The 7,702-nt window shown below is 60.7% G+C and carries 8 protein-coding genes; 3 read left to right on the top strand and 5 right to left on the bottom strand.

Features of this window, described 5'->3' with window-relative positions; genetic code table 11:
• Positions 1–7 precede the first annotated feature (7 nt).
• Positions 8–1,069: a hypothetical protein gene (locus ACOYNV_RS15475; RefSeq protein ID WP_422900690.1), complete on the top strand. Its 1,062-nt coding sequence runs from the start codon at positions 8–10 to the stop codon at positions 1,067–1,069.
• On the opposite strand, the gene ACOYNV_RS15480 is transcribed toward ACOYNV_RS15475, so the two are convergent.
• From ACOYNV_RS15480 to ACOYNV_RS15495, 4 genes are all read right to left on the bottom strand, one after another.
• The gene (locus ACOYNV_RS15480) at positions 1,045–1,893 is read right to left on the bottom strand and encodes a DNA ligase (RefSeq protein WP_422900691.1); all 849 of its coding nucleotides are present in this window, start codon (positions 1,891–1,893) and stop codon (positions 1,045–1,047) included. The genes ACOYNV_RS15475 and ACOYNV_RS15480 overlap by 25 nt on opposite strands.
• Positions 1,894–2,024: 131 nt before the next feature.
• Positions 2,025–2,927 carry a dTDP-4-dehydrorhamnose reductase gene (gene rfbD, locus ACOYNV_RS15485; protein ID WP_422900692.1) on the bottom strand — a complete coding sequence of 301 codons (903 nt, stop codon included), beginning with the start codon at positions 2,925–2,927 and terminating at the stop codon, positions 2,025–2,027.
• The gene (gene rfbB / locus ACOYNV_RS15490) at positions 2,924–3,991 is read right to left on the bottom strand and encodes a dTDP-glucose 4,6-dehydratase (protein ID WP_422900693.1); all 1,068 of its coding nucleotides are present in this window, start codon (positions 3,989–3,991) and stop codon (positions 2,924–2,926) included. The genes rfbD and rfbB overlap by 4 nt, the downstream gene beginning before the upstream one ends.
• Complete coding sequence (locus tag ACOYNV_RS15495; RefSeq protein WP_422900694.1) at positions 3,988–4,761, bottom strand: glycosyltransferase family 2 protein; 774 nt, start codon at positions 4,759–4,761, stop codon at positions 3,988–3,990. Before ACOYNV_RS15495 ends, rfbB begins: the two co-directional genes overlap by 4 nt.
• A gap of 105 nt (positions 4,762–4,866) precedes the next feature.
• Between ACOYNV_RS15495 and waaC the strand changes: the two genes are divergently transcribed.
• Positions 4,867–5,841 carry a lipopolysaccharide heptosyltransferase I gene (waaC, locus tag ACOYNV_RS15500; protein ID WP_422900695.1) on the top strand — a complete coding sequence of 325 codons (975 nt, stop codon included), beginning with the start codon at positions 4,867–4,869 and terminating at the stop codon, positions 5,839–5,841.
• A complete protein-coding gene (waaA, locus tag ACOYNV_RS15505) occupies positions 5,838–7,115 on the top strand; it encodes a lipid IV(A) 3-deoxy-D-manno-octulosonic acid transferase (protein WP_422900696.1) in 1,278 nt (425 codons plus the stop codon). The genes waaC and waaA overlap by 4 nt, the downstream gene beginning before the upstream one ends.
• Here the strand turns inward: waaA and ACOYNV_RS15510 are convergent.
• A complete protein-coding gene (locus ACOYNV_RS15510; protein ID WP_422900697.1) occupies positions 7,090–7,641 on the bottom strand; it encodes a TolC family protein in 552 nt (183 codons plus the stop codon). The genes waaA and ACOYNV_RS15510 overlap by 26 nt on opposite strands.
• Positions 7,642–7,702: the final 61 nt, after the last annotated feature.

Genomic DNA, 7,702 nt, shown 5'->3' on the forward strand with positions numbered 1-7,702 from the left:
TGTGCCGGTGCCGATCGCGCCAACGCCATCGATGACCAGCGAAGGGCAAGAGGTCGCATCAGCCTTACTTGAGATTCAAGCACCAAGCTTCATCGCCGCATCGTTTGAAAGCCTGAATCTCCCAGAAGATCGCTGGGTACTGCGTGTTTTCGTCCCGCTACGCGAAACTCCAACCGCAGCGACCGGGACAATCACCGGCTATTTCGAGGGCGTGCGTGTCAGCGATTCGCTGATCATTGCCATGAACAACGGCAAACCGATGGCGCCCAAGCTGATGTACGAATTCCCGCTGGCGGCGATGAATGTCGAACTCAAGCGCGGACGCAGCACGGTGACCAGGTTCCTCAACCGCACCTACGGCGATACGATCTGGACGCGTCGCGCGGTTCACGACTGGCTCAAGGAAATCCGTCCCGCGTACGTCATCGACATCAACCGCGATACGCAGTTGCAGGATCCCTACGCCGCTACGCCGCACACCGTGATCGTCGACATTGCCCGCCTCGGCGGCACCGATTTCCGCTACAAACTATATTCCTGGGATGGCGTGACCTACCAGAGAGCCCAGGCCATCAACCCTGCCCTGCCCATCCTGTTCAAGCCGATGGGCACGCCCAAGCCCGAGCCGAGCTACATCGCCTCGGATGCCGACTACGTGGATTTCATCACCGAACTGATGGGCGGCTTCTCGATTCCGCCGGTGGTCAAGGAATTGCGCGCCCTCAGTCGTGCCAGCTGGCTATCGACGCTTGCGCCCCCGGCCAGCATAAGCCCGTTGCTGCTGTTGAAGTACTCCTCTGGGGCCGGCGCGTCGGCGCCGTTGTCCTCGATCCGCGCCTCGGTTTCTATGCCTTTGAATGCGATCCCGGCATCGTCAAACACGGAATCAAAATCGCCCCCTGACCATGCCGCTGGCACAGGCCGGGGAAGCTTTCATTTTTTCCGACCTCCCGTCGCCAGCATTCAAGCGGCTGCCTGCCCACCTGGCCGATGCGCAACCCGACGACTTCGGCAACGCTCTGATCGACGCCAGGAACTCCATCATCACTCTGTTTCCCGGACGCGATGAAAACTGGCGAATCTCGGGAGACCGCGGTTGGTGAGTTCGCGATAGCGGAAGGTGATGACCGTACCGATTGGCGGCGGATGGTGACGATCGGCTTCGCTCAAGCCGGTGCCCAGCATGAACTCGACGCCATCGGCGGTACGTACCCGTAGCGCGCCAAGCATGCCGAAAAATTTTCCCTTGCCTGGCTGATAGGCGATCACCGTGGCTTCTGCGTCGTGCCACAGTTTCAATTTGAGCAGAACGTCGCTGCGTCCGGTCGTGTAAATCGCGTCGGCTCGGTGCAGCATCAGGCCTTCGCCACCGACCTTGAGAATTTCGTCGAGTTTCTGCTCGAGCGCTTTGCGGTTGCTTAGCTCGAATTGTTCGACCGATTGCAACCACGGCACCCGGGCACCGGCAATCGCACTGCGCAAGGTTTCGGCGCGCTGGCGAAACGTGCCTGGCGCTTCAGGCAACTCGAAGACCAGATAACGCACCTTACGCCATTCGGCATCGTCCGGCGTCAGCCGGCGTACGGTCCCGGACAGTTGATCGAACTGACCGCGGCCTACCCATAATTCGCCATCCAGCGCCCGCGCCGGAAAATTCGCGACGAACCAGGCTGGCGCATTGATCGTGTTTCCGTTGCGCGTTCGCAGCCTCTGGCCATCCCAGAAGGCACGAACGCCATCAAGCTTTTCGCTGACCAGGTAGAGGGCAACGTCGGACTGTCCCTGCTCAGTTTCCGCCATCAGCAGGGGCAAGGCCTCGGCGGCGGACAAAGGCATGGTTGCAGTGGCCATTGCCGCCAGCATCAGCGCTTCAACTATGGGTTTCCATCGCATCAACACAACTCCATTAAACGCTGATTATCCATTGGGCACCCGTTCAGCGGGTTGGCGAACAGACCGGCGAGCCGGACAAAACCTGCTTCAAGTCACACGATCATCTTCGCTCAACCTGCACAGCGCTTCGGCTATTGCCCGAAAATTTCGGCCAGCACCCGCTCGACGCCAGGCTGCCACTCCGGCAGGCTCAAGTCAAAGGCCGCCTGCAACTTCCCGGTATCCAGCCTGGAGTTGAGCGGGCGCTGCGCCGGTGTCGGGTAGGCGCTGGTACGAATTGTCTCAATGGCTTCCGGCATGACCCGGATCGGCTGTCCTGTACGGCGCGCTTGTTCAATGACGAATCGTGCGTAAGCATGCCAACTCGTCTCGCCGCCGGCGGCCAGATGGTATACGCCGGAAAGCTTGGGGCGGCTGCGTAGTGTGACTGTGTGCAAGGCTTGTGCGGTCACATCGGCCAAGAGCTCGGCACCGGTGGGCGCTCCGACCTGATCGTCGATGATTTTTAGCTGATCACGCTCCTTCGCCAGACGCAGCATGGTCTTTATGAAATTTTCGCCGCGCGCTGCGTAAACCCAACTGGTGCGAAAGATCAGATGCTTTTTGCAGCGGGCGACGGCCTGCTCGCCTTCCAGTTTGGTTTTACCGTAAACGCTCAGAGGCCCTGTCCGGTCAGTCTCCCGCCACGGTTTATCTCCACTGCCATCGAATACGTAGTCGGTTGAATAGTGCACCAGCCAGGCGCCGAGTTCCTGTGCTTCATCAGCCAGTACGCCAGCGGCCAGGGCGTTGATCCTGCGCGCCAGATCCGGCTCGGACTCGGCCTTGTCGACGGCCGTATAGGCGGCGGCATTGACGATGACATCCGGTGCCACGCGCCGCACCGTCCCGGCCAAGCCGGCACGGTTGGTAAAATCACCGCACAACCCATCGGCGCTGTCGTGATCGAGGGCAATCACCTGCCCCAATGGCGCCAGACTGCGTTGCAACTCCCAGCCGACTTGCCCGCCCTTGCCGAACAGCAGAATCTTCATTGGCTTCTTCCCCCGTAATTTTTCTCGACCCACTCGCGATAGGCGCCCGATTGCACGTTACCGACCCAACCCTGATTGTCAAGGTACCATTGCACGGTCTTGCGGATACCGGTAGCAAAGGTTTCGGCTGGCCGCCATCCAAGTTCGCGCTCGATTTTTGTCGCGTCGATGGCGTAGCGGCGATCATGCCCCAGCCGATCGGTGACGTAGGTGATCTGCTCATGATAGGGCTGGCCGTCGGCTCGCGGTCGCAGTTCGTCAAGCAAGCCACACACCGCATGAACGATGTCGAGGTTGGGCTTCTCGTTCCAGCCGCCAATGTTGTAGGTCTCGCCAAGAAGACCGTCGGCGAGGACGCGCCGGATTGCGGCGCAATGATCCGTCACGTACAGCCAGTCGCGAACCTGCTGTCCGTCGCCATAAATCGGCAACGGCTTGCCGGCCAGTGCATTGACGATCATCAACGGGATCAGCTTCTCGGGGAACTGGTAAGGACCGTAGTTATTCGAGCAATTGGTGGTCAGCACCGGCAGGCCGTAAGTGTGATGGTAGGCCCGCACCAGATGGTCCGAGGCCGCCTTGGACGCCGAGTACGGGCTGTTAGGCTCGTAACGGTTGGTTTCCTTGAAGGCCGGGTCGGCAGCGGCAAGCGAGCCATAAACCTCGTCGGTCGATACGTGCAGAAAGCGGAAAGCCGCCTGCTCCGCAACGCTCAAGGAGGGAAACCAGGCGCGAACGCTTTCGAGCAGGTTGAAGGTGCCGACGATATTGGTCTGGATGAAGTCGCCGGGGCCATGAATCGAACGATCGACATGGCTTTCGGCGGCAAAATTGATCAGCGCGCGCGGCCGCTGCTTGAGCAGCAGGCCATCAATCAGTTTCCGGTCGCCGAAATCGCCGTGCACGAAGGCGTAGCGGGGATCGCCTGCCAGTTCGGCCAGGTTTTCGAGGTTGCCGGCGTAAGTCAGCTTGTCGAGGTTGAGTACCGGCTCGTCGCTTTCGCGCAACCAGTCAAGAATGAAATTGGCTCCAATGAAGCCCGCACCACCGGTAACAAGAATCAAGGCAATAGTCCTTCACGTTGTTTGATCTGCAACTCATTCATTTTGGCGTATTTGCTGAAACTGTTAAAACTGCCAATGACAATATGAACAAAACCGGGCAAGCCATCGAGAAAACCACGCCGCAGGACGTAGAACTTGATGAAGCGCAATATCGGGCTGAGCAATAAATTGGCCGCCGAAGCCCGCCTCCCGGCCGCGAAGGCGGCACCGGCCGCCAGTGACGTATAGCGATTCTGCTTGTTCAGATAAGCGGCGATGGTTTCGGCCGAATCGTGCAGCAAATCGCCGCCCAGCGTGCCGACTTCGCACTGTGCCAGGACGTGCTCATGCACTACGTCATCCGACCAGCGCGCACGACGGCGGTGAAAGAGCCGTAAATTCAAGTCCGGGTAACCCTCGCCATGCCGCAGATAGCGCCCGAGAAAACGGTTGCAGCGGGCAAAGCGATAAGCACCGAAGGCTGGTTTGAGCAGGGCGTTCTCGATGCTTGCGCGCAAGGCAGGCGTCACGCGCTCGTCGGCATCAAGGCACAGCACCCAGTCGTGCCCGGCCTGCTCGACGGCAAACTGTTTCTGCCGCCCGAACCCCAGCCATTCCTGCTGCAGAACCCGCGCACCATAGCGCGCGGCCAGTTCGGCGGTGCCATCCGCGCTTCCCGAGTCTACGAGCACAATCTCGTCGGCAAAGGCTACGCTGTGCAGGCAGGGTTCAAGCTGCGTAGCCGCGTTCAGTGCAATCAGGACTACGGACAAGGATTCGCGCTGGGTCATATTTTCATTTTTAAGGGAAGCGCATCACTATTTGCCGGCGCGGCGCGCCTTGGCTGACTCGACAGTCTACCAGAGTCGGTAGCCGAAGATATAATGCGCTCCTTCATGCAAATCCTGCTAATCAAGACTTCCTCGATGGGTGACCTGGTGCACAACTGCCCGGTCGTCACCGACATTCTGACCCACTATCCGGACGCCCGGATCGATTGGGTTGCGGAAGAGGACTACCAGGCCATCCCGAGGCTTCACCCCGGCGTCCGGCGCGTCATTCCGGTCGCCTGGCGCCGCTGGCGCAAACATCTGCTGCAAGAAGCCACCTGGCGCGAGATGGGTGAATTCAAGCGCAGCCTGCAGGAAATCGATTACGACATGGTGTTCGATACGCAGGGCTTGTGGAAAAGCGTCGCCATCGCCCGGCTTTCAAGGAACCACGCCATTGTCGGTGGTGACCGGCAAAGCATCAAGGAGGGCGGCGCCGCCCTTTTCTACGACAAGGCGCTGCCGATTGCAAAATCCCGCCATGTCATCGACCGTTGCCGTGCCGTAGCCGCCGGCGCGCTCGGCTACCCGATCGAGACGCCGCCGCACTATGGCATTCGCGCCGGGGCGCTGGTGGCCGACTGGCTTTCGGCCAGGCCTTACGCGGTACTCATGCATGCCGCCAGCCGCCCCGAGAAGCTGTGGGCGGATGCCCACTGGATCGAAGTCGGGCAGCGTCTGTCAGCGCAAGGCATAACTTCCGTCCTGCCTTGGGGAAGCCAGGATGAAAAGGCGCGTAGCCAGCTTCTCGCGGCAGCGCTCGATGGTGCCATCGTGCCGCCACGGATGGCACTCGACACCGCTGCGCGTTTTCTCGCCGGCTCGGCGCTGGTGGTCGGTCTGGATACCGGATTTACGCACTTCGCCGCTGCGCTTGGCCGTCCGACAATAGGCATTTTCTGCGACTCCGACAGCGATCAGGCCGCCGTTTTTGGTGACGGCGAGTGTGCGAGTTTCGGCAAGAAAGGGAACCCGCCAACGCTGGCTACCGTCATCGATACCATAGACCGCATGCTGGCCAGAAGCAGGCCCGGCGCATGATCGCCCGCGCACTCTATAGCGCCCTGTTTTACCTGGTCACGCCAGCCGTGCTGCTGCGTCTATGGTGGCGTGCGCGAAAGCAACCCGAGTATCTGCAGCACGTCGGCGAGCGCTACGGATTATACCCACAGGATGCTCCCGACAAGCTGATCTGGCTGCACGCCGTGTCGGTCGGCGAAACGCGCGCCGCCGAGCCGCTGATCATGGCCTTGCTCAGCGAATGGCCGAAGCACCATCTGCTGCTCACGCACATGACGCCGACCGGGCGCGAAACCGGAGCGATGTACGTGAATCGTTACCCGGGGCGTGTCACCCAAGCCTATCTTCCTTACGATCTGCCGGACGGCGTCGAGCACTTTTTCAAGCATTTCCGACCGCTCATCGGCTTGTTGATGGAGACCGAGCTGTGGCCCAACCTGATTGCCGGAGCAGGCAAGTGCAACGTGCCGATTGCTTTGGTTAACGCCCGCCTCTCGGCCAGCTCGCAACGTGGTTATCAGCGCTTCAGTTACCTTGCCAAGCCCGCTTTTGCTTCCCTGTCGTTCGTCAGTGCGCAAACGGTTGCCGACGCCGCGCGTCTTGTGCAGCTTGGCGCAAGCTCGGTGACGGTTACCGGCAATCTCAAGTTTGACGTCACCCCGTCGCCGGACAAACTGCAACTCGGCGCCCAGTGGCGGCAGGCGCTCGGCAGGCGACCGGTGTGGCTGGCCGCCAGTACGCGCGAGGGGGAAGAGGCGCTCATTCTCGACGCCTTGGCCCACATCAATCGGTCCGATCTGCTTCTGCTGCTGGTGCCGCGCCATCCGCAGCGTTTTGCCGAAGTGGCGGCACTGGTCGAGGAACGCAAACTTTCGCTGTGCCGGCGCAGCGAAGGCGCGCTGGTGACGCCTGAAACAAGAGTCTGGCTAGGCGACAGCATGGGTGAAATGCCGGCCTATTACGCGGTCGCCGATCTGGCACTGATCGGAGGATCGCTGCTGCCCTTCGGCGGACAGAACCTGATCGAGGCTGCCGCCTGCGGCTGCCCGGTGCTGGTCGGCCCTCACACCTTCAATTTCGCTCAGGCGACCGAAGATGCCATCGCTTGTGGCGCGGCACGCAGAATTGCCGATGCGGAGGGCGCTGCAGTCGAAGTGGCCAAGTTATTGAGCGATGGAGAAGCGCTGCAGTCGATGCGCGATGCCGCAGCAAGTTTCAGTCAGGCACATCGCGGCGCAACGGAACGGACCATTGCATTGATCCGGGAGATTACGGCGCCTCGAACAGCGGATTGATCTGCTCCAGATCTTCCTCGCCAAGCGAGCCGACCGTCGCCTTCAAATTGAGCTGGGAAAACAGCGTATCAAAACGGGCCTTGGCCAGATCGCGCCTGGTGACATAAACCTGCTGTTCGGCATTGAGCACGTCGATATTGATGCGTACCCCGACCCCGTAACCCAACTTGTTCGACTCGAGCGCGCTGGTGCTTGAAACCAGCGCCGCTTCCAGCGCCCGTACCTGGGCCAGACCATTCACCACGCCGAGGTAGGATTTTCGCGATCCGAGGGTTGCCGAGCGCTTGGCGCTCTCCAGGGTCGCCTCGGCGGCTACGCGGTTAGCCACCGCCTCACGCGTCTTGGAATTGACGTAACCGCCCTGGAAAATCGGGATGTTGAGCTGTAACCCCACGTTGCGCGAGGTGGTTTCCAGAGTGTCGCTCCCCAGGAACGACAGCGCCGAATTGTTGTGACCGTAGTTGGCCACCGCATCGAGCGTCGGATAATGTCCGGCACGCGTGCGCTCGACCTCCTTGGCCGCCACCTCGGCCGCTAAGGAACGGCTACGAAATAACTTCCCGATTTTATCTTCTCACCTGCATTGA

The organism is Propionivibrio sp. (assembly GCF_049316945.1).
Taxonomy (GTDB): Bacteria; Pseudomonadota; Gammaproteobacteria; order Burkholderiales; family Rhodocyclaceae; genus Propionivibrio.